Below are 23,188 nucleotides of genomic sequence, written 5' to 3'. Positions count from 1 at the left end.
GTGCACAATCGCCGCGCCGACCGTAGCTGCCTTCGCTCGCAGAATGTACCCCAGGTGCACAAAACTGCCTGGTTCTATAACCCCCGGGTGATAATCGAGGCCTCGTTTTATCACCCCCGGGTGATAAAACAGCCCTCCACCTACGCCTCTGACCTGCGAAGATGTGCGCCTCTTAACCATCTAGAGCGTGCGCGCGCGCGTGATACACCAAGCAGCTCACCACAGCAACCACCGACACGCGGTGGTTCTTGCCCTTCAGCACCGGCCCGAGCCCTCAGCACGATCTGAGCGAGGGGGTGGCGTACCTCGCTTCGCGTGCGGCTCTACACATCAGCTGCGGACCGTAGGCGGCACCAGCGGTGCTGAGTCTCGGGTGGTACCGACCGTGACGGACAAACGGATGAAGTGGCTCAGAGAGTTTCTCGAAACCGAGTGTGGGGCTGGGGGTTCCGTACGGGTGTGCTGTTCGGGTGATGGTGGCCGCGCGGGGGCATGAAGGCAGGGCCTCTCGGTAGCACAGAGGGTGTCTACGCCACTGCTCACCGGGAGGCCCTGTTGCCGCAGTTGTATCGGTCTGCTGTGAAGGAGTCCATTCCGGACACGCGTACGTGTGACTGCTTCGCCCACACGTACGGCAACGCCGCGGACAATCCGTCCGGCGGGCACTGCTATCCGACCGACATGAGGGACGCGGAGTGGGCCGCGGTCCGCGACATGATCCCGAAGCCCGCGTGGGCCGAGGGCCGGGGCGGCCGGCCGGAGGAGTACTGCCACCGGGACATACTCGATGCGATCAGGTACGTGGTCGACAACGGCGTGAAGTGGCCCGCGCTGCCCGCCGATTACCCGCCGTGGAAGGCGGTGCACCGGTTCTTCACCCGCTGGCGCGGGCAGGGGCTGATCGGCGAGTTCCACGACCGGCTCCGCGCCGCGACCCGCCAAGCGCAGGGCCGGGATGCGGAGCCGACGGCCGGGGCGATCGACTCGCAGTCCGCGAAAGGCACGTCCACGGTCGGGGCCGCGACCAGCGGCTATGACGGCGGGAAGAAAATCAAAGGGCGCAAGCGGCACATCGTGGTGGACACCCTCGGCCTGATCCTGGCGGTCATGGTCACCCCCGCCTCGACGGGCGACCGCCACGCCGCCCAGGACCTCCTGACCCAGGCCGCACGGCGGCATCACCGCCTTGGGCGGGTATGGGCGGACAGCGGATACACCGGCATGCTGGTGAGCTGGTGCGCGACCGCCCTGAACCTGATGCTGACCGTCATCCGCCGCAGCGACAGCCAGGCAGGCTTCGTCGTGCTGCCCAAACGGTGGCTCGTCGAGCGGACGTTCGCCTGGCTCACCCGATCCCGGCGCCTCGCCCGTGACTACGAGCGGCTGCCCACGTCCTCGGAGGCGATGATCCTGTGGTCGATGACCATGGTCATGACCCGCCGTCTCGGCCGTCGCCGCAGGCGAACCGGCCCGGCACCGGCTCGTGCGCCCATCCCCGCGCAACGAGCCGCTTGAGCTTGCACCGCACACCCTCAATCTTCGCCGGAACCACCTCCAGCCCCGCCAGGGCAGTGATCTCACGGCAGTTCAGCGGCTGGCCACCGGCGGCGCGGCGTTCGACCAGCAGGCCCATGACCTGCTGATACTCCGGCGCCAGCACCTCGACCGACAGCCCCTCCCGCCAGATGGGAACCACCGACCCGGGCCGCGCCGCCGACGGCGTTCCGGCCTTGTTCCCCGCCACAGTCTCCTGGCCTGCACTCTCACCCGCGTCCCACACCTCACCGACCCGCCTGCGGGCGATCAGCCACTCGTCCCACTCCGACTGCGCCGCCTCCAACTCGGCCTGCAACTCCTCCACCCGCTTCCGGGCCGCCCGCTCCCGCTCCTCCAGCCGCCCCAGCACCGACACCATCACACACCTCCAGCACGCCATCTCCACGGACGCACCGGACCTACCTCCCCCGCCCCGACACCATGCCTCACCAGCACAAACCCAGCCCCCACACTCGGTTTCGAGAAGCCCTCTCATGCCAGTAGTGGGCTCCGCTGCACGGCCTGGCGGCCGCGCAGCTGCTGCGGCCTCCGTACGCCGTCGTACGCCTGTCCCAGCTCTGAGGTGCTGTTCTCCGGTTGAGGCATGTAAGGGAGTAACTGATCGTTTCAGAACAAGGTTGGGAGTCGTCTGCCGGCGCCCCCGTAGGGAACCCGCATGGCGGGGTCGGCACCTCGGTGGCCCTTGATGCTCCTACAAGGGTCAGCCCAGCACTCCACCCCGACGCCACCAGCCGACGCTCCAGCACCGCCTCCGCATCCCGCAGCTCGGCCTGCAGCGCCTTCACCCGTTCTCCTCCAGCAGCCCCGTCACCGACGGCACCCGACACCTCCACCGAGAAGACGACACGGTGTGTCATCACTGCCGTCGAGACATCAGATCCATGCTTGACCAGCGAAAACGAGACGGTCAGGTTCGGAAAGACAACAGCTTCTCAGAGGCTGACGCTCACAGGTCGGCTTGTGAGATGCCGTTCACCAGCTGGGACAGGGTGTCCATGATGCTCTGCCCGACCGGGGTAGGGGCCAGCAGGACGCCCAGCGCCAGGACGATGGCGACGGTCAGCTTCTCGTCGAACCGACTCCTGGCCTCGGTGCGGCGGCGCAGCCGTATGAAGACGATGACCGCGAGCAGGACCGCCACGTTGATCGTCACCAACTGCCCAACCTCCCAGCTCATGGCCGCTTCGTGCTGACGGGGTAGCGAGGCTCGCCCCAGCTCTCTTGTGTAGCCGGGGCCGGTGGGCGCTGTCCGGTGTTTGCGGGTGCTTGGCGGTAAAGCGTTCTCCTGGCCGGAACACGTGGGCACCAGAAGCTACGGGGTGCGAGGCGCGGAGTCCCTGCCGGCGGTGCCTCTGGTCAGCCTGGAGGGCTGCGGCCCTGGATAGACCGGTTATCGTCACACCAGGTACCCAAAGCCTGACGTGTTGTCAGTGGCGTGTGCTTCGATGGTCGGTTGACGCAGGAGATCGTCAACGGTCTTGGGGGGTTGAGGTGGCCGCGATGCGGGATGCCGAACGCAAAGACGGCACGGCAGCAGGCCCGTGCCCCGGCCCGGTGCCCGAAGCGGAGACGGGAACGGCAGCCGGCATCGGCCTGCCGCCTGCTCTCCCGGCCGCGCCGGTCTGGGGGAGCCGGTGGTGAGCGGGAGGCGCCCGGCCCGGCGCTCCTCCTCCCGCAAGCGGCGGTCGGCCCGCCGAAGGCAGCAGCAGGGCAACGATCTGCTGACCGTCCTGGCTGTGGGCGCCATGGCGCTGGCGGTGGTCGGCGCGGTGGTGCGGTGGCTGCTGGAGAACTGGTGGCTGCTGGCCCTCCTGGCCGCGGCGGCCGCGAGCGTCGGCGGTGCGCTGTGGCACACCCGCTCCCAGCGGGCGCGGTGGGAGCGGGTACGGGCCCAGGGGTTGCGCTACCGGCTGGCCCAGCTCGACGCCCTGCACTACGACGCCTTCGAGTACGCGGTGCGGGACCTGATGCGCCGTGACGGCTGCGCGGATGCGCAGAAGCTGGGCGGGCGCGGCGACAACGGTTGCGACGTGCTGGCCACCGACCCGTTCGGCAGGCGCTGGGTGATCCAGTGCAAGCACCGTTCCAAGGGCCTGGCCGGGGCCGCCGTCGGCACTCCGGACCTGCAGGTCCTCAACGGCACCGGACGCCCGGTCCACTGCGGGGACGTGGTGGTGCTGGTAACCAACGGCCGGTTCTCCGCCCCGGCCCGCGACTTCGGAAAGCAGCAGCGGCTGCACCTGGTCGACCGGGTACTCCTGGAGCAGTGGGCGGCCGGCTCCCGCCCGCTGTGGGAACTGCTGGACCGCATCTCACCACCCAGACGGGGGTCTGTCAAACGTTCGGCTCTGTCTCACTTCCGGTGGTGACGGAACGCAAGAGTTGAGCGGCGCTGCTTGCAGAGAGTGCGGCCGACGCTCTGACCTCGACAGTTCGAACGGATGGCAGCGCACCGAGACCACTGGGCCTGTCGCGCCATACTCTCGCGGACAGGTGCCGGGCCGGTCAGCCGGTACCGAAGAACGACCGCCACGGTCCGCTGACCTTCGGATTCTGGTCTACGACCTGCCCAACATTACTGTCACTTTCCGTCACCACCGGAAGTGAGACAGAGCCGAACGTTTTACAGTCCCTCCACGGCGGTCATGCCCAGTCCACGCCGAGCTTCCGTAGCGCGCCCAGCTGCTCACTGGTGAGTTTGTCGCGCCTTGATCGGGTGTTCGATAGCCATACGCCGAGCTTGTGGTGGTGCTCCTGGCCGTCGATGACGACGCGTTCGAGGTGTCCTCTCGGCACTGCTTTTTGGTCGCCCTCGCGCTGAATCCACTGGGTGAGGGCTGTGATGCCGCGTTGGAAGGCGATCGCCTTACCGGACGCCTTCCGGGTGCTTTTGGCGGCCGGTGCCCGGGTGGAACGCTCAGCGGGTTTCACGCTCAGTCTGGTCAGCCGTCTCTGCTGTTCTTCCGACAGTTCCGCCCACGCGTTCTTCTGCCGCTTCAGCCATCGTCCGAGGTCGTCGCCGTCGAAGGTCACGCCGGGCCTGATCTCGTCGAGGACGCCGGGACCATCCGCCGCGACGAGGTCGCGGAGGACGGCCCAGTGGCGTTGCCAGTCCAAGGGCCAGGGGCAGTTCCAGTCCTCATCGATCGCGGTCAGCTGCTGCGCGCGTACGGCGGCTCGCTCGGGGTTCTTGCCGAGGCCGCCCTTGCGGCGGAGGTTGGCCATGTGCTGCCCGATCGGGACCTCTGCCCCGTCGGTGGGGTCGGTCCACGCCGCGTCCTGGCGAGGCGCGAGGTGTTTGTGGGCGTGCCGGTAGGAGCGCAGCGCGGCGAGTTTGGTCTCCCAGGCTTCCTGGCCGGGTTCCCAGACCATTCCGGCCTCGTCGAGGAGCTGTTTGCGGTGGGGGTCGAGTTCTCCGGCGCGCAGCGCCTTGCGCTGCTGGTGCACCCATCGCCCAAGCGGGAACGTCTTCGTCGTCCCGGCTTCGGTCTCGGTGTCGTGGGGGACGGCGTGCAGGCCGGTGATGTCGTTCTCCGCTCGCCAGCGGAGCAGGGCCTGGTAGCCCTCGAGCCAGACCAGGGACTGGGGGCGGATGACGCGGCAGCGGGTCAGGGCGGCGATGTCGGCGGCGTCGCGGGGCTGGGCGAAGTTGATCACGATGGAGGTGACCCGATCGGCCTCCTGCTGCGTCTCGCTCGTCTCCTGGCCGTCACCGCCGTTGGTTCCCGCTGCGGGGACGGGGCGGGAGTGGAGGTGTCGGCGCTCGGTTCCGCGGGTCAGGGCGCGGGAAGCGAGTTGGTCGACCATGCGCTCCGAGTGCGAGCGCAGCGCCTGGAGGATGTCGACCAGGGGCTGGTAGCTGGCGGAGGCGACCATGTCTTTGGGGTCCTCCCCGGGCTGCAGGAAGATCGGGATGATGATCCGCGCCGTCTTCACTGTGCCGTCCGGATTCGGGCGCAGTGCCCGCCCGATGTTCTGGACGATGTCGATCTGGGAGCTGCGCGAGCCGATGATGCACACCGCCTCCACGCCGCGCTGTACGAGCTCGAGGACCAACCCGACCACGTCCCCCGGACCGGGTCCCTGGGCGCGACTGGCTGGTGCGGCCGACCACCCCATCGCCCACCGGCGCCGAGGTGATCCACCCGGTTCGCAGGCGGCATTCAACACCGGAGAAACCGGTCGCGTACACCGGGCGTATCCTTCGCCTCGGTACGGGCTCCTCGGGGTCGGGTGTCGACATCACCGGGCTGCGCGGCGTGGAGGGCGGTGGTGCATCATCGGCTCGCGCAGACTGCCCAGAGTCGAGCAGTCGAGCTACCAGAACATTCGAGGGCGGGCACTATGCGCCCCGAATCCGGACGGCACAGTGAGAGACGGCGCGGAATCATCATCCCGAGTGCTTCCTGCAGCCCGGGGAGGCCCCAATAGACATGGTCGCCTCCGCCAGCTTACCAGCCCCTGGTCGGAACATCCTCCAGGCGCTGCGCTCGCACTCGGAGCGCATGGTCGCCCAACTCGCCTTCCCGCGCCCTGAACCCGCGGAAGTCCGAGCGCCGACACCTCCCACTCCCCGCCCCGGTCCCACGCAGCGGGAACCAACGGCGGTGACGGCCAGGAGACGAGCGAGAACGCAGCAGGAGGCCGCCCCCAATCGGGTCACCCTCCATCGTGATCAACTTACGCCCCAAGCCCCCTGACGCCCGCCGACATCGCGCGCCTGACCCGCTGCCGCCGTCCATCCGCCCCCAGTCCCTGGTCTTGGCTCGAGGGCTTAACCAGGCCCTGCCTCCGCTGGCGAGCGGAGAACGACATCACCGGCCTGTCAACGCCGTCTCCCCACGACACCGAGACCGACAGCCCGGGACGACGAAAGACGTTCCCGGCTTGGGCGATGGGTGCACACCAGCAGCGCCAAGGCGCTGCGCGCCGGAGAAACTCGTACCCCCACCGCAAGACAGCTCCTCGACGAGGCCGGAATGGTCTTGGGAACCCGGCCAGGAAGCCTGGGAAAGACCAAATCGCCCGCGGCTGCGGCCTCCTACCGCACGCCCACAAACACCCTCGCGCCTCAGCCAGGACGCGGCGATGGACCGACCCACCGAGCGGGGCAGAGGTCCCGATGGGCAGCGACATGGCCAACCTCCGCCGCAAGGGGCGGCCTCGGCAAGAACCCCGAGCGAAGCCGCCGTACGCGGCGCAGCAGCTGACCGCGCGATCGATGAGGACTGGAACTGCCCCTGGCCCTTTGGACTGGCAACGGCCACTGGGCGTACCTCCGCGACCTCGTCGCGGCGGATGGGTCCCCCCGGCCGTCCCTCGACGAGATCAGGCCCGGCGGAGACCTTCGACGAGCGACGACCTTCGGACGATGGCTTGAAGCGGCAGAAGAAACGCCGTGGGCGGAACTGTTCGGAAGAACAGACCAGAGACGGCTGACCAGACTGAGCGTGAAAACCCGCTTGAGCGTTCCACCTCGGCAACCGGCCGCCAAAAAGCTACCCGCGAAGGGCGTCCGGTAAGGCGATCGCCTTCCAAACGCGGCAAATCACCAGCCCTCACCAGTGGATATGCAGCGCTGATTTTGGCGGACCAATTATAAGCAGTTGCCTGAGAGGACTACCTCGAACGCGCTCTGTCATCGACGGCCAGTGATCACCAGCCACAAGCTCCGGCGTATGGCTATCGAACACACCCGGATCAAGGGCGCCGACGAACTCACCAGTGGAGCAGCTGGGGCGCGCTACGGAAGCTCGGCGTGGACTGGGCTATGACCGCCGTGGAGGGGACTGTAAAAACGTCTTCGCTCTGTCTCACTTCCGGTGGTGACGGGAAAGTGTACAGGTAAGGTTGGGCAGGTTCGTAGACCAGGATATCCGAAAGGTCAGCGGCCGTGGCGGTCGTTCTTCAGTACCGGCTGACCGGCCCGGCACTGTCCGCGAGAGTATGGCGCGACAGGGCCCATTGGTCTCGGTGCCTCCATCCGTTCTAACTGTCAGTCAGGCGTCTCCGCACTCTCTCAACAGCGCCGCTCAACTCTTGCGGTTCCGTCACCACCGGGAAGTGAGACAGAGCCGAACGTTTGGACAGCCCCCGTCTGGGTGGTGAGATGGCGGTCCGCAGTTCCCACGCGGGGGGAGCCGCCGCCCACTGCTCCAGGATTACCCGTCGCCAGGTGCAGCCGCTGCTGCTTTCCGAAAGTCGCGGGCCGGGGCGAGAACCGGCCCGTTGGGTTACCAGCACCACCACGTCCCCGAGTGGACCGGGCGTGGTGCCGTTGAGGGACCGCAGGTCCGGAGTGCCGACGGCGGCCCCGCGCAGCCCTTGGAACGGTGCTTGCCACTGGATTCACCCAGCGGCGCCAAGGGTCGGTGGCAGGCACGTCGCAACCGTTGTCGCCGCGCCCGCCCAGCCTTCTGCGCATCCGCGCAGCCGTCACGGGTCGCAATCAGTCCCGCCACCGCGTACTCGAAGGCGTCGTAGTGCAGGGCGCGAAGCTGGGCCAGCCGGTAGGCGCAACCCCTGGCCCGTACCCGCTCCCACCGCGCCCGCTGGGAGCGGGTGTGCCACAGCGCACCGCCGACGCTCGCCGGCCGCCGCTGGCCAGGAGGCCAGCACCACCAGTTCTCACAAGCCACCGCACCACCGCGCCACCACCGCCAGCGCCATGCGCCCACAAGCCAGGACGGCAGCAATCGTTGCCCTGCTGCTGCCTTCGGCGGGCCACCCCGCTTCGGAGAGGAGCGGCCGGCCGGGCGCCTCCCCTCAACCACCGTCCCCCAGACCGGCGCGCCGGGAGCAGGCGGCAGGCCGATGCCGGCTGCCGTTCCCGTCTCCGCTTCGGGCACCGGGCCGGGGCACGGGCCTGGCTGTCCGTGCGTCTTTGCGTTCGGCATCCCGCATCGCGCCACCTCAACCCCCAAGACCGTTGACGATCTCTGCGTTCAACCGACCACGAAGCACACGCCACCTGCAACACGGTCAGGCTTTGGGTATCCTGGGTGACCGAACAACCGGTTAGCCAGGCGCTCGCAGCCCTCCAGGGCTGACCAGAGCAACCGCCGCAAGACTCCGCGCCTCGCCACCCCGTAGCTTCTGTGCCCACGTGTTCCGGCCAGGAGAACGCTTTACCCCAAGCACCCGCAAACACGGACAGCGCCAACCGCCCCGGCTACACAAGAAGAAGCTGGGGCGAGCCTCGCTACCCCGTCAGCACGAAGCGCCAAGAGCTGGGAGGTTGGGCAGCTTGGTACGATCAACGTGGCGGTCTGCTCGCGGTCTATCTTCTTCATACCGGTGCCCGCCGCACCAGGCCAGGATCGGTCGACGAGAAGCTGACTGCCTCTCCTGGCGCTGGGCGTCCTGCTGGCCCTACCCCGGTCGGCAGAGCATCATGGACACCCTGCCCAGCTGTGAACGCATCTCACAAAGGGCCGACCTGAGCGTCAGCCTCTAGAAGCTGTTGTCTTTCCGAACCGACCGTTCGTTTTCGCTGGTCAACATGGATCTGATGTCCGACGGCAATATGACACACCGTGTCGTCTTCTCGGTGGAGGTGTCGGGTGCCGTCTACGGGCTGCTGGAGGGAAACGGGTGAAGGCGCTTGCAGGCCGACTGCGGGATGCGGAGCGGTGCTGGGAGCGTCAGCTGGTTGGGTCGGGTGGTGTGGCGACCCTTGAGAGCATCAAGGGCACCGAGGTGCCGACCCCGCCATGCGGTTCCCTACGGGGGCGCCGGCAGACTTGCTCCCAACCTTGTTACTGAAAACGATCAGTACTCCCTACATGCCTCAATCCGAGCAACAGCACCTCAGAGCTGGGGACAGGGCGTACGACGGCGTACGGAGGCCGCAGCGCTGCGCGGCCCCAGCCGGCAGCGAGCCCACTACTGGCATGAGAGGCTTCTCGAAACCGAGTGTGGGGGCTGGTTTGTGCTGGTGGAGGCATGTGTCGGGCGGGGAGGTAGGTCCCGGTGCTCCGTGGAATGGGCTCTGGAGGTGTGTGATGGTGCGGGGCTGGGGCGCTGGAGGAGCGGTAGCGGCGGCCAGGAAGCGAGGGTGGAGGAGTTGCAGCCGAGTGGAGGCGCGCAGCGAGTGGGACGATGGCTGATCGCCCTCAGCGGTCTGTGAGTTGGACGCGCGTGAGAGGTGCAGGCCAGAGACTGTGGCGGGAACAAGCCGGAACCCCCGTCGCGGCGCGGCCCGGTCGGTGGTTCCCACTGGCGGAGGGGCCCTGTCGGTCGGGGTGCTGGGCCGGTATCACGCAGGTTCATGGGCCTCTGCTTGTCGAACGCCCGCGCACGCCGGTGGCCAGGCGCAACTGCCGTGATGATTACTGCCCTGGCGGGGCTGGAGGGGTTCGGCGAAGATTGAGGGTGTGCGGTGCAAGCTTCAAGCCGGCTCGTTGCGCGGGGATGGGCGCACGACGCGCGGTGCCTGGGCCGGTTTCGCCGTGCGGCGACGGCCCGAGAGCGGCGGGTCATTGACCATGGTCATCGACCACAGGATCATCGCCTCCGAGGACGTGGGGCAGCCGCTCGTAGTCGAACGGGCGAGGCGCCGGGAATCGGGTGAGGCCAGGCGAACGTCGCTCGGACGAGCCACCGTTTGGGGCAGCACGTACGAAGCCCTGCCCTGGGCTTGTTCGCTGCGGCGTGATGGACGGTCAGCAATCAGGTTCAGGGCGGTCGCGCCACCAGCTCACCAGCATGGCCGGTGTACTCCGCTGTCCGCCCATTACGCGCCAAGGCGGTGATCCGCCGCCGCCGCCCCCCCCCCCCCCCCCCCCCCCCCCCCCCCCCCCCCCCCCCCCCCCCCCCCCCCCCCCCCCCATGCGGACCTGGGTCAGGAGGTCCCTGGGCGGCGTGGCGGTCGCCCGTCGAGCGGGGGTGACCAGGACCGCCAGGATCAAGGCCGAGGGTGCCACCCACGATGATGCCGCTTTGCGGCCCTTGTGGATTCTGGCTTCCCGCCGTCATTAGCCGGCTGGGTCGCGGCCCCGACCGTGGACGTGCCCTTTCGCGGACTGCGAGTCGATCGCCCCGCGGCGTCGGCCTCCGTCATCCCGGCCCTGCGCTTGGCGGGTCGCGGCGCGGAGCCCGGTCGTGGAACGTCGCGCGATCAGCCCCTGCCGCGCGCCAAGCGGGTGAAGAACCGTTGGCACGGCCTTCCACGGCGGGTAATCGGCGGGCAGCGCGGGCCAACGTTCAAACGCCGTTGTTCGACCACGATAACCTGATCGCAATCGAGGTATGTCCCCGGTGGCAGTACTCCTCCGGCCGTCCGCCCCCGGCCCTCGGCCCACACCCCGCACGGGCTTTCGGTGATCAGGTCGCGGACCGCGGCCCACTCGCGCGTCCCTCATGTATCGTCGTCGGATAGCAGTGCCCGCCGGACGGAATTGTCCCGCGGCGTTGCCGTACGTGTGGGGGCGAAGCAGTCACACGTACGCGATGTCCGGAATGGACTCCTTCACAGCATGACCGATACAACCGGCGGCAGACCAGGGCCTCCGGTGAGCAGTTGGCAGTAGACACCCTCTGTGCTCCCCGAGAGGCCCTGCCTTCATGCCCCGCGCGCGGCCACCCATCACCCGACCAGTCACACCGTACGGAACCCCCCAGCCCCACACTTCGGTTTCGAGAAACTCTCTGAGCCTCTCAATCCGTTTGTCCGTCACGGGTCGGTACCCCACCCGAGACTCAGGACACCGCTGGTGGCCGCCGTACGGTCCGCAGGCTGATGTCGTATGAGCCGCACGCGAAGCGAGGTTACGCCACCCCCCTCGCTCAGATTTCGTGCTGAGGGCTTCGGGCCGGTGCTGAAGGGCGAGAACCACCGCGTGTCCGGTGCGTTGCATGGTTGGTGAGCTGCTTGGTGTTCCACGCGCGCGCGCACGCTCTAGATGGTTGAAGAGGCGCCACATGCTTCGCAGGTCAGAGGCGTAAGGTGGAGGCCTGTTTGTTATCACCCGGGGGTGAATTAAAACGAGGCCTCGAATTATCACCCGGGGGTTATAGAACCAGGCATCTTTTGTGCCACCTGGGGTACATTCTGCGAGCGAAGGCAGCTACGGTCGGCCGCGGCGATTGTGCGCCTGGGGTACATCCGGGCTGCTATCACATGAGCGGAGCTCAGCGAGGCGCCAAGGGGGTTGGGTTTATCACCAGGGGGTGACTAAAACGACAGGCGGAAAGGGTTGCATCTGGGGAACATGAAAGTGCACCCGGGGGAGCAATCCCGTAGCTGCCGCCGCTGCCGGGTTCAACCGACGGCTGCGGAGCCACCCCCCGCGATGACTGCACAGCCGAAGAAGGCCAGCCGCGACCGGCGGCCAGCAACCTGTCCGCGCTTCCGCCACCTCCGCCCAAGGCGCCTTCGGCAGCCGGCGCGCTGCGGCGGCGCGAACGTCGTTGAACCGTCCCCGACGGGTACCGGGCCGCGGTCGAGCCGCCGGTCACCAGCGAGCGGGTTCTCTCGATGGACGACTTCGTGATGGACAGTCAGGTTCTCTCTGGCTGGCTGGCCGGTGACTCAACTACGGGACGACATCGTCTCCCTGCGGGCTGGTATATGCTCCGGAATGATGGGGATTGCAGAAGCCTGGCGGGCCGTTCAGGCCCACTCAGGTTCGTCTCGCCGAGCTGCTGGTGCGTTGCGGCGAGTTCGCCAAGATCTCCCGCTCGTTGAAGCCGAGCCGGCCTGGCGGATCGGACCTGGTGGCCGGGTCAAGCCCGGGTGTGACCAGTTGCCACCCGCGGTTGGTCGGCGTTCGAAGGGCGGTCCGGGGCCGGTCGAAGCCTGAGCCGGGTATGAAGACACAACCGGCACAAATGAAGGTCGACCAGTGTGGCCGCTCCCCGTGGGGGACGATCATTCGCAGGCACAACCCCGAACCTCGCTGAGGTCGTTCGCGGGAGCTGCCCTGGGAGCTTTCGCCCGACCGCGCAGAGAAGCCGCCTCGGGGGCAGAGCCCGCCTCAGACCCGCTCGGCGCGCAAGACGAAGGATGGGACGTCATGACGATCGCCGTGGAGCCTCCGGCCGCCTTGCCGCTAGCCTGGAGCGGCCCAAGCATACGCTCTTGGTCTTCACTCCGCGCGGGATGTCCGCCGGCCGCTTACCCGGTGCTTGCGCGCCCACCCTGCGCTGGGTCGCCAGCGGCCCCGCGCAGAGCCGCGGCCGCGCTGATCGCGTGAAGAGTCCACTCACGGCCGAGCGATTCGGGCTGAGGAAACTCGGGCCGTCTCACCCGGCCTCACCAGGTCACCCCGGGCCCCCTGCATGCATCTTGCCGTCTCGGCGCCCGGATGTGTATGGTGGAAGGACTCGAGGCAACAACGCCGGCGTGCCCTTAGCGCGCTCAGCCTCTCATCGGCCGGCTCCCTCCGCAACGCCCGCCGAGGCAGCTCCAGTGCGACCCCTGCCGGCGTTGGACCGCCCGAGCGACCGCTTCGACCGCGCCCGACGTTCCAGGGAGCGGTACGGAGGAGCAGATCGCCCAGTATCGAGAGGGAGCAAGTCAGCCGGAGGGCTGCTTTTCAGGCGGCAGAGGGCGGCTTGAGCCTCCCTCGGACCTCGCTGCCCGCCGCATAACGCTGATCGCCGGAAGCCGACCAAGGGGGGATGCCGGCCCGGCGCAGGAGACGGTGGGCGGGGCCGTGGAAGTGCGAACGATGTGTGTAGCCGGCCCCTTCGCGGCATTCTCGAGTGAGGCACCAGCTCGCCGGGCCGGATCGGGCTGCCGTGCGGGGTTGCGGCCGCGCTGGTCCACGAGGGCCAATCTCCAGCGCGGCGACTAGAAGCCAGTTCGGCCCTGGCTGGTCGACGCCGCGGGGCCATGCCGCACGATCCGCGGGAGAAGGTGTCGACGAACGAACGCGAGTCGGTAGAATGGGCGGCCGGCCAGGCCGCGACATGAATGTGAAGGTCCGCGCACCCAGCAGCGGTCCGGTGCCCGCAACCTGACTTGCTCGGTCGGCGGCGACCACTATTACGTCGTAATGAGGGACAGCCCGAGAGGTGAAACATGGCCCCTGAGAGCTCCTTCACCCCACCAACCCCCCACGTCGGAGGTATGGTCTGACGTCATGGCATCTCTCCGTACCTCGACGGTAGCCGGGAAAGAAGGTAGCGTCCAAGCTCCCGGCCGGCCTCCGGCAAGAACTCAAGGTCCCGCACGGCCGAGCACGCGCAGCGACATCCAGGGACGCCGAGTCAGCGAAGGCATCCGCCGCTGGCGCGCCGGGGCAGCTGGCGCCCTGCCCGGCCGTTGACAGGCCCGCGGCGGCCCGAGTCCCCTTCTCCAGCCTGGGCTTCCTGTCGGTCGTGTCACGACTCGGAGTTTCAAGGCAGACCGCACCACCCGCGGCGGCTGCCTACAAAACAACCAGCCGGCCCGGCCGCAGTCCGGTGGCGTCTCTGGCTGGACACCTCACCCCTCTTCCGGGGCAGCAACCTCCACACCGGGCCGCAGCGGAAAAGGTCGTCGTGTAATCAGAGAAGGGCGGGGTTGGCAAGACCGCCATCGCTGCCGGCGTTGCCCAGGCGTACGCCGAAGCCGGGCAAGCGAGTCTCCTGAGTCGACTACGACGCCTTTCAGGGGACCTGAGTGAGCAGCTCGGCATGCCCAGATCCCTCCGGGCGACGGACAGCCTGGTGGCCCATATGTGTGCTGGAGGGCAAGGCGGATCCGCGTGATTCTGCTGGTCCCACGTTTCGAGGAGGACCGGTTCGGCAAAGCGGCTTCCAGACTACTTGCCCGCGTGTTTCGACGGTTTCCTCCTGGATGCGAAGAATCGCCAACCAACACCGCGCATCCGTCGGCGGGAGATCCACGCTTTTGAACGGGCTCTGGAGCCGCTGGAGGCCGGACTTCGACATCGTCCGTCATCGACTGTCCGCGTCCGCTGGATCGCATGACGCCGCCATCATACTACCGGGCGGCGCCGTGACGGAAACCCGTGGGCACCTCCGCGTCATCATCGCCCGTCCTCGCCGGGATTCGTCCGCCACCGCCTACGCGATGCTCACCGACCAGATCGAGTCGCTGAAAGAGGATCTCGAACTGGAGGCTTGGACTACCTCGTCTGTTGGATTGAACCTGTACACTCCAGGCGAGTTCGTCCGCCACTCCAGCCTCCAGCAGTGGAGTCTCGGGAGACGCCCGTGCTGCGGTCATACCCGTGATCTGAAGGAGGCACGTGAGGCCGTGTCCCATGGCAAGCCGCTGCTGAGCTATCGCCTCCGCTGTGGAACCAGCTGAGCAGCGGCAGATCGCGGGGTCCGCGTCGTGAGTTGGCAAGCTATCTGCTGGGGGCTTCGTCGCATCGGCCGTGCCGGAACGGCCCCAATGCCCGAGCGGTTGCTGAAAGTTTCTGGCGGCAATGGACGGCCCCACGGCCGACCCGGCTGGTCCGTGCATCTGCGGCCAGCCATAATCCGGGACAAGCCCTCGCGACCACTTGCCGGATGTCACCGACCTGGCCGCGTCGCTGCGGACCACGGGCAAGAAGTCCGCGGGGTGACATCATTCCGTGAGGCGGAACCTGAGGCGGGCCATCTCCGCCCCGGGGTGCAGAGCCACGTAGACCACGTCGAGGCCTGCCGCAGGCCGCCTACGTTGCGGTCATAACACGCAGAACTTTGCCAGCCCGTTCGGCCTGCGCGCGGCAGCCGGCCTCTCATCACTGCGGGTCATGATGGACAGTCCCTCGTTGCGAGCGCGCGCGGCCGGACGAACTGCTGGGAGTCCGCCTGCGTGCCAGGGTGCCAACATCCACCCCCGCAGAGAAGCCCCTCGGACCCGCTGGACGAAGCCCGGGCGGCGTGAAGAAGCGCTGGAGTTCCACGCGCACCCCCACCGGGGACCAGGCTCGCCAAGCGCCACCGGTCCAGGCTGGGTTCTCCCAACGCCTGGGCACTGCGTCCCCCTGACTCCCTGACACTGCCAGAGGCGTCTGCGAGAGCGGTTGCGGAGCCTGTTTACTGCTGCCGTCGGTGGTGAAGAAGCCACTCGAGCGCGGAGCCCGGTAACTGGCCCCGCTGAAAGGAGCGCAGCTCTACCCAAGCGAGGCCGCCCATATCGCCGCGCCCGGAGAGCAGCCCCCCGCCCCGGAGAGTCTCCATATACGCGCGTACCTATTAAGGGGCCGCGCCCGCTGCAGCGCAACGGATCCGACCAACCCGCTCGGGACACGCTGAGCCCGACAGCGGCAACGCCCGGATCTTTTCCCGTACAGCCCGCGGCGTTCGTCGGCCCCTTTAGCCGCCCGTCCCGGCCCGCCGCTGTCGGATGCCGTGGGACAGTCCTGCCGAGGTGTGCCTTGATCCTCCGAGACACACCATGCGCCGAGAGACAAGCTGGGAAGCTCATCGAGCGCGTTCAGCAGCCCGCGAGGAAGACGACCGCTGACCTGGGTCCGCCGTATGTGAGGGCTCTGCACCATTGACGGCGGCAGAGCCCTCTGCTCGGCTGCCGGGCAAGGCTTCCCGAGATGCGGCCTCCTTCACCACCCGCGGTGCAACGGGAAGCCGGGCGGACGCGGCCGCATCGTACCCGGTGACGGCCCGAGGCGGACATTCCGCCAGGTAGCCCCGCCGGGTTCTGGGGCAGCCCCGAGACCCTGCGGAACCCGGGGTCGGGCAGCGGGAGTCGAGTCGCCGCCCCGAGACGCCGGCGCCGGGGTACGGTCACCCGTTTCGCGGCGGGATCGTGCGAGACGTGGGAGCTGGTCCTGCGTTCTGCCGCGCGACGTGGTCCGTGTCAGCCTGCCGTCGTGGGAGGTACCCGGTGCGGCCTCCCCGGCCGGGCTCTGCGCTCCGGGGACGCGTCGCCGTCGCCCCGGCCGACGTGCGCAAGCGCGCCAGCCTAACCGCCAGATGACAAAGGGGCGTACCGTTCACCGTCTCCCCGCGGCCTCCGGTGGGTCGAAGGCCGGGTCAGCGCTTTGGGTCGACCAGGAGGGTTCCGGCCGCGCCGTGTATCCGCCCGAGGTCCAGCAGCTCGACCCAGGCTCTCCTGGTGAACGCGCCTCAGCAGAGGGCTATGTTCGCGCAGGACGCTCCGGCCGCAGCGGCCGTGGGGAGGCCGCCGCCGCTCTGCTGGGACCCCGGGTCAGCCGCAGTTCCTCTGGCCTTCCCGCCTGTAGCCCCCGGCGGGTCGGTGCGAGTATCCCGCGCTGAGCCGTCTCTCGGAGACCCGACTCTGCCCCCGGAAGTGCCCGAGGTTTAAAGGCGCGCATGGCGTTTCGGCCCCGGCGACTACGAGCCCTCGGGCCATCTCGACGTGGGTGTGCAACGCACCGCCGCCAGCCGCAGGCAGTCGCTCAGCGGCTGCCACTCGGCTGTGCCACACACTGCGCGCGTTCGTCCTCGGTGACCAGGGCACTGGGTTCAGGATGAGGCGAGCGGCACTGTGCAGCGCGCCGAGCGGACCAGCGTCGGAGGACGGGGTTGCGCTTGTGGCATCGCCACCCTGACCGGCGCCCCGCCCGCCCGCCCGCGGCTCGCCACCTCACCGACCTCGAGTACGGTCTATACCGCATCGTCCGCGGGATCTTGCCGAGGCCCCGGTGGTGGGCAGGGCCCGCCGAGGCGCGAGGGGGTGCGCAAGCGCGTGCCAGCAGGGTGGACGGCCAAGCCGGTCTCGTCCGGCGAAAAGCGCCGGTCAGGTCGTCCAGACCGCTTCCGGGTGCGCCCGTCCCCGCGTGCTTGAGTAGCCCGCCATTTCCGCTTGCCGGCACCGCCCAGGAGACGGGGTCATTAGCCCGCGACTGATGTCCGTGCTGTCCGCACGTGCCGCAGCCCGCCGGGCCGCAGTCCAGTGGACCAGTGCCCGCCCCCGCCGCCTTGACCCGAAGTTGGTTGGCACGCTGGAGGTGAGTGGTGCGCCCCGCCATCACGGGTCCCCCCCGGGGGGGGCGGCCCCCCGGGGGTGGGCGAAACGACCCGAGACTGGCCAGGCCTCGGCCACGTTCCCGCATTCGGCAACGATTCAGCCGCAGTACCGGGCCCTCCAGCATCGCGCCGGTGTCGAAGACTCCGACTGTGGAGCGACCCGGTGACGTAACTCGCGCTCGGGCGAGCGGCGGCCACACACCGCCCGCATTCTCCGACCAGGCCCGACCACCGGGTTCCGTCCGGCGTGGCGGCGCCCCCGCCGCCCAGTCGCGCGGTCGAGGCTTTCTCCGACGCGTGCCGCGGCCGGTATCCCTCTCGCGCGCGCCTGGGGAAATCGTTTCCGCAGCCGCCTGGCGGGGCCAGGCCGCCTCCGCGTCCACATCGCCTGCAGCCCAGGCAGTGTCCCCACCCCGGCGTTCGACGGGGTGCCTGCACAGACCGGCCCGAGGCAGCCCGTTCCGGAAGCCGGAGGGAGGCGCCCACGGACGGTGTTTCTGGTCGTCGTCAAAGCGTGATCCTCAATCCCCACTCCCTGGTCGGCTCCTGGAGCGGCCGCGAATCGGACCCCCGGCCTTCGCAGGCCGTGCGGCGGAGACACCGCAGGCGCCCGAGGCGAGGACGGCCGCTGCATTGGCGTCGGAGTCCTCCAGCGGACCGGAATGCCGTACGCCGGTCTGATCCCCGCCGCGCGGCCCTCGCCCAGAGTGCATCCGATCGTGTAAGGGAACGCGCTGGGCGAAAGCGTCCGCGGAGTGCCCCGCCTGGCGTCTCACCCGCCGTAGGGCCGGCGCGGAGACGGCCAGGCCTCCCGGTCTCGTATTCCTCTGCCGCCTTGCCGGGGATGCGGTAGGGCGGCACGCCCGTGACGCAGCAACTGGTTCATCAGCGGATCCTCGGTGCAGCGCAGATCGTTCCCGCTCATCGGCACTCATCAGCTGGATGGCCCAATTACCCGCACGCACGGATCTGGCTCGACGTCCCGCCGTTGGAAACGGGGGCCTTCCGGAGCGAGGACGCGGCCGCGTCACGCGCATTGCTGGCCCGTGGCGTCCAACTCCCGCGTCCATGAGCCGGCCATCTCTCGACACCGAGGCGGGACGGCCTATCGACCAGGTAAAAGGCGTTAGCGGTGCCCTACCACCGTTCGCAGTGTACGTCGCGGTGCAGGCCGGCTCGAGGCCGCTGGCGACGCGAGCCGCACCTCGTTGCGCAGTTCGCGAACAGTACGCCAGACCGCCTTCGAGCGGCCGCTACGTTGCCAGCGCGGGCCTCTCCGCACCCAATCGGTCAGCTCCAGGTTCGCCCAGCCATTCACGAACGAGGCAGGTCGTGAAGGCGCGCGCTGCCTGAGGGCGGGCGAATGCGTTCCAATCCAGCGTCGTTCGTGCCGATGCCCGCGTCCCGCAGGAGAAGGTCCTCCCGCGCGGCCCGGTGCGGGCGCGCATTACGGGCGGCGAACCGGCCCACCCGTCCGGATCTCGGCCGCTGCGTCAGTACGGCCTAGTAGACGCCACGGGCACTCCCGCGCTATCAGCTGCCACAGATCGTCCCGCCGAAACGCAGCCGTCGGCGTCCCAGTGCGACGCACGCAGCCTGCGCGATTGCGTCGCCGTCAAGGCAGCCGGGGTGTACCGGCCGTGCGCCCTTCTCTTCTCGCCGCGCGCTGGTAGGCACGCCGCGCCGCGATCCGCCGTACAGGCGTGGCTCGCCGCCCAGGGCGCTAGCAGCCGTCCGCCCGCGGCTTCGAAGGCACCGCCCCCCGCCCCCGTCCCCGAAACAAGCGCCAATGTAGTCGAAGAAGTTTCAGGCCCAGACCGCGCAACAGCACCTGCTCGCCCGCGCGACGGACGACAGGTACGACGTCCGCCGTTGCCGGGGGCTGGTAGGTGAGGCCGTGCGCCGGCCGAAGTAACGGCCAGTCCCTTCGCCGCGCGAGCCGGCCGCACGTGCCCTGGACAGGACCACCGCCGCTGAGTCCGCCAGCCAGGGTGCCGCTTTTCCAGTATCCACCGTCTGCAGGCCCGCCGCCCCATTCCCGGTGTCCTGCCCGTCCTCCAGGGCCACCGGCCCGCACGGGACACACCACCTCCAGAACCGCCGGGTTGCCCACGACCGCCGGGGCCACGACCCGATGCCGTTGATGACGACCGCTTCATCGGTTGATCCCTCACTTTGCTCCTCAGATATGACGATCCCAGGTACGAGCCCGGGTAATATAGATGAGTGCGGCGCACCACACGGCAGCAGGGCGCGCCCGACCAGTCGGGTTGCGTGCGGGCGCGACCGAAGAAGTGGTCGCCGGGGACGGTGCGCCGATCAGGACCTTTGCGGTGGGTCAGGCGGACCAAGCGTCCAGCGAGCCGCGCCGACGACGGGGATCGTCCTGTCCGCCGACGTGCCAGGACGGGCACGGTCAACGGGCCGTGCGCCGCGTCGCGAGGAGCCGCGAACGCGCAGGGCGGCGGCCAGCTTGGAGGTCGTTCCCGCAGCACGGGCAGCACGGAGCGGCTGCCAGACGCTGCCCGGGCGTCGGGCGAGCACCGCGGCGGGCGCCGCGCCGAGGTCAGGCCACGAAGCGCAGCAGGCCGGTCGTCGGTGATGTCTTTCAGCCGATGACACGCGGCACGGCGTGCAGGTGCCGGGCTGGCGCCGACGGCGAAGGAGGGCCGGGACGGGCAAGGCCCGCGGTCCATTGAGCGCGCGGAGGCGAGGGTGTAGGCGACGATTGCCGCCCAGGGGGCTGTTGCCCCGTAGCAAGCACGTACGGGCCGGCCGATCGGCGAACCTCGTGCGGCCAGCGCGGTCGAGGGAGCGCGCCCGAGCAGCTTCGGCGCGCGGATGGTCGCACGGGGCTCGCCGGCGCCGGGGCGTCCCGGCCGCGGCTAGCAGCACCGGCACGGTGGACACCCGGGGCCGTCCTGACGCGCCAGTGCGCGAAACCGGACACGCCCGCACCGGCGTGCGCGAAGCAGTACAGCGTGACCGGCGAGCCGTCCCGCATGTGTGTCCACCTCCTCGGCCGCCGGTCGTAGGAACGCCCTGGCTGCGCACGAGCCTCGCCGAAGTGCCTGGAGCACGACTCGAATCGGCCACGGGCACCCGGCTTCTCCGTGTTCGCCAGGCCGTCCGGTCAGGAGACGTCCGCGGCGGCGTCGCCGGCCGGGCCGGAGGCCTCGGCCATCCGCGCGGGCTCCTCGTCGGCGATCGCGGCCAGCACGTCGGTGACGGTCGCGGAACCGCCCGCGAGACCGGGCAGTTCACGCAGCAGCCGCGCGCACTGGCCGACCAGCCGCTCGGCGTCGTCGTCGGCGATCCGGGTCCTGTCGTGGACGGCGGTCAGGACGAGGGCGCCGTCCACGTCGCGGTGGGCGAGCAGAGTGGCGGGGAACGCGGTCTGCGAGCCCACCGCGTCCGGCGGGTCGACGCCGATGCCCTGCGCGGCCAGCGCCGGTTCCAGGCCGCCGCAGGCGCGCGGGCGGTTCTCGAAGGCGACGAGGCTCTCGGCGAGCTTCTCGTCGGCCCGTCGGCCGCTCCACCGCTGGATCTGCCCGATGGAGACCCATTCGTAGGCGGCCATGTCCAGTGCCCGGTCGCGCAGTTCGGTCAGCAGCCGGGTGACGGCGGCCGACGGGTCGACCCGGACGGTCATGGGCAGCGAGTTCACCAGCAGGCCCGGCAGCCGCTCGACGGCGTCCAGGGCGATGCCGCGGCCGGAGACGGTGACGCCGAAGCCGACCGGCGGGCCGGTGGCACCGCCCGCCCGGTACAGCAAGAGCGCCCACACGGCCTGCAGCACGCTGGACTCGGTGGTGGCGCAGGACCCCGCCCAGGCGCACAGCCGGTGGGGCGTCCGCCGCCTCATCCGGACCTCGGCTCGGCCGGAACCCGCTCCGCCGGTGCCCGACCGGACGGCGGGCCGCACCAGGAGAGGGCGTCCGGTACCGCCGAGGACCAGAACTCCCGAGCGGGCGCTGTCCTGCTCCCTCAGCCAGTGGCGGCTATCCCGGATGTCGGCCGGCCGCTCGCGCCCGCCAGGAAGCCCCCGGCGAGGTAGGCGCGGTAGAACTCCTGGAGCAGGACGGAGACGCCCCAGCCGTCCAGCAGGGCGTGGTGGAAGGTCAGCAGGACCCGCACAGCGGGGGGCGTGCCGCCCGTGTCCCCGCCCGCCTGCCGGGCTTCACCGGCCGCCTCGTCCAGGAGTGTCGCCCGCAGCAGGCCCGGGGAGCGCAGGTCGAAGCCGCGCAGCCGGTCCCACTCCATCAGTTCGTCCCAGTCGACGGAACCGGCCGGATGCCGGACGACCTCGGCGGGCACGTCGTCGTGCAGCACCAGGCGGGGCTCGGCCTCCCAGTCGAAGGCGGCCCGCAGGACGGCCTCGCGGTCGAACACGGACTGCCAGGCGGCGGTGAACCGGTCGGTGTCCAGGGGCCGTGACCATCGGCCAGCGAACAACTGGCTCCCACATTAGCGGCCGGTGCCGTGGGGCGGGCAAGGGCGTCCGAGGAGCAGCTCGTGCTGCCGGGGAGTGACCGGGGACGGTCTTCCGGTTCCGTGGCGTCGGCGGATCCGGCCGCAGGGCCGGCGGGGTGCCGCACGCCGAGCGGGCCGTCGAGGCCGGACCGGCAGGGCGACGCGGTGCGGGGCGAGAGCGCGGAGCCGAGAGACGTTGGCCGGGTCAGCAGGCCCGGTCGGGCCCTCGGCCGGTGGCAAGCCTACCGCGACTTGCTCCGCCCCGCGTCCGGCGGTCGCGGAGAGCTCCTCGCCTGGGGGTGGCTCGGTCTGTCGTCTCCTTGGGCGGCCGGGTTCCCGGCCCGGCGCTGGCGTCCAGGGGCGGGCTGCGTGTGCCGGACTCGCAGCGTGAGTGGCTGACCGGGCTCGCCGGGACCGGGCAGGGCGATACTGTTCCGGTCCACTGTGCGCCCCCGGTGCTGCCGGAAGACTGACGCGCCGCTGACGGCGCCGGCGGGGGGCGGAAGGCCGTGCGCCCGGCGCCGCCTCGACGGTGGCCCGAGCGCTCGAAGATTGCGAGGCAGTACGGGGAGGTGAGAGCATCTCCGTTCGGCGTGGGGAGTGCGTGATGCCGCAAGGTGGTTTCCGGGGGACGGCACGCCCCGAATCGCTTCCGGGAAGGAGGCGAGGGCGCCGCTCGTGCTCCTCAACGGTTCGTTCCCGCGAACCCACACCATCTTCGACCCGCTCGTCCGAAACTGGCGCGGCACACTGCCCACTACGTCTACGACCCGCGGGGGGCGCGGCGAGAGCGCGACTTCCCGAAGTACGCGTCGCCGCGCGAGATCGAGACCTCGAGGCGGTGGTCCAGGAGGCCGCGGCTCGGCGGTTGTTGTTCGCCGGTCCTCGGGCGCGAACCTGGCGACGAAGGCGCGCTCGCCGGCGTCCCGATCGCCAGGCTGCGCTGGCACGAGCCGTGCTACCGGGTCGACGGGTACCCGAAGCCCCCGTGGAACGATCGCCCAAGACGCTCGCGTCCTGATGGAAGGATCGGCGACGGAGGCGGTCGAAGTATTCCTCGGCACTTCCTGGGCCTGAACCCCGGACACGGTCGCGGAGTGGCCAGGGGCCCGATCTGGGTCGGTTGAACGAGGCCAACGCCCACACGCTCGCCTACGACCTGGCGATCTGCGGCGACTGCAGCCTCCCGGTCGACGGCTCCCGGCTACACGACGCAGACCCTGGTCCTCAACAGCGGACAACACCAGTGACCTGGCTTGCGCTG

Annotated in this window: 6 protein-coding genes and 1 pseudogene; 2 read left to right on the top strand and 5 right to left on the bottom strand. The window is 69.6% G+C overall.

What is annotated here, in order from left to right:
- Positions 1-579 precede the first annotated feature (579 nt).
- Complete coding sequence (locus ACGRHY_RS29425; RefSeq protein ID WP_394638712.1) at positions 580-1,515, top strand: IS5 family transposase; 936 nt, start codon at positions 580-582, stop codon at positions 1,513-1,515.
- On the opposite strand, the gene ACGRHY_RS29420 is transcribed toward ACGRHY_RS29425, so the two are convergent.
- A complete protein-coding gene (locus tag ACGRHY_RS29420) occupies positions 1,430-1,915 on the bottom strand; it encodes a hypothetical protein (protein ID WP_394638711.1) in 486 nt (161 codons plus the stop codon). The genes ACGRHY_RS29425 and ACGRHY_RS29420 overlap by 86 nt on opposite strands.
- Before the next feature lie 588 nt (positions 1,916-2,503).
- Positions 2,504-2,734, bottom strand: coding sequence for a hypothetical protein (locus ACGRHY_RS29415; RefSeq protein WP_394638710.1), 231 nt, complete (start codon positions 2,732-2,734; stop codon positions 2,504-2,506).
- Positions 2,735-3,194: 460 nt separating this feature from the next.
- Between ACGRHY_RS29415 and ACGRHY_RS29410 the strand changes: the two genes are divergently transcribed.
- The gene (locus ACGRHY_RS29410) at positions 3,195-3,926 is read left to right on the top strand and encodes a restriction endonuclease (RefSeq protein ID WP_394638709.1); all 732 of its coding nucleotides are present in this window, start codon (positions 3,195-3,197) and stop codon (positions 3,924-3,926) included.
- Between the two features lie 274 nt (positions 3,927-4,200).
- Here the strand turns inward: ACGRHY_RS29410 and ACGRHY_RS29405 are convergent.
- The 3 genes and pseudogenes from ACGRHY_RS29405 to ACGRHY_RS29395 all read right to left on the bottom strand — a co-directional run.
- A pseudogene (locus tag ACGRHY_RS29405) lies at positions 4,201-5,595 on the bottom strand (helicase associated domain-containing protein); the annotation flags it as partial.
- A 14,989-nt stretch (positions 5,596-20,584) separates the two neighbouring features.
- Positions 20,585-21,316: a condensation domain-containing protein gene (locus tag ACGRHY_RS29400; protein ID WP_394638708.1), complete on the bottom strand. Its 732-nt coding sequence runs from the start codon at positions 21,314-21,316 to the stop codon at positions 20,585-20,587.
- Positions 21,317-21,438: 122 nt separating this feature from the next.
- Positions 21,439-21,906 (bottom strand): condensation domain-containing protein, encoded by a 468-nt coding sequence (locus ACGRHY_RS29395; RefSeq protein WP_394638707.1) that lies wholly within the window; start codon positions 21,904-21,906, stop codon positions 21,439-21,441.
- Positions 21,907-23,188 lie beyond the last annotated feature (1,282 nt).

Source organism: Streptomyces shinuiensis (assembly GCF_043660855.1).
GTDB lineage: Bacteria > Actinomycetota > Actinomycetes > Streptomycetales > Streptomycetaceae > Streptomyces.
Note: the sequence above shows the minus strand (reverse complement) of the source record. Positions and strands in the feature narration are given on the sequence as shown.

Bases quoted from the DNA above. Each gene is read 5' to 3' on its own strand.
- ACGRHY_RS29400 (WP_394638708.1), bottom strand. From the start codon at position 21,316: ATGAGGCGGCGGACGCCCCACCGGCTGTGCGCCTGGGCGGGGTCCTGC.
- ACGRHY_RS29420 (WP_394638711.1), bottom strand. From the start codon at position 1,915: ATGGTGTCGGTGCTGGGGCGGCTGGAGGAGCGGGAGCGGGCGGCCCGG.
- ACGRHY_RS29415 (WP_394638710.1), bottom strand. From the start codon at position 2,734: ATGAGCTGGGAGGTTGGGCAGTTGGTGACGATCAACGTGGCGGTCCTG.